General features: G+C 64.2%; 1 pseudogene. It reads left to right on the plus strand.

What is annotated here, in order from left to right:
* Nucleotides 1-56: 56 nt before the first annotated feature.
* Nucleotides 57-517: pseudogene (locus tag L0D17_RS13255) on the plus strand (transposase); the annotation flags it as partial.

The following is a 517-nucleotide window of genomic DNA, read 5'->3' on the forward strand; positions in this document are numbered from 1 at the left end:
CAGGAGCGGTATGCCCCCCGTACACAGACTCTTACACATAACTCTTGACACGACCGACCACCTTCGGCCAGGTGGACCTGAAGGTCCCTAGGGATCGGGAATCTCGGTATTACCCGGCTTTCCTTAAGCCCTACGTCCGCCGCCTGGTGGACGTGGGGGAAGTGGCGGTAGCCCTTTACGCCGCCGGGGTCAGTCAGCGCAAGGCGGCCGAGATACTGAGCCTGCTCTTAGGCCACCGCTACTCCCACGAGACCCTGAGCGCCCTGACGGACGAGGTCCTGGAGGCGGCAGGAGCCTTCCGCACCCGGCCTTTGCCCGAGGAGATGGCCTTCGTCTACCTGGACGGGCTTTCCCTAAAGGTCTTCAGGGAAGGAGAAGGGATCGTACGGGAAAGCGTGTATGTGGCCCTGGGCATCGCCCCTAATGGGGAGAGGCGGGTCCTGGGGTTTTGGCTGTTGCCCACGGAGAGCGCCCTGGGATGGGAGGGGGTCCTGGGGGAGCTTTGGCAGCGGGGCCT

The organism is Thermus thalpophilus (assembly GCF_022760915.1).
GTDB classification, from domain to species: Bacteria; Deinococcota; Deinococci; order Deinococcales; family Thermaceae; genus Thermus; species Thermus thalpophilus.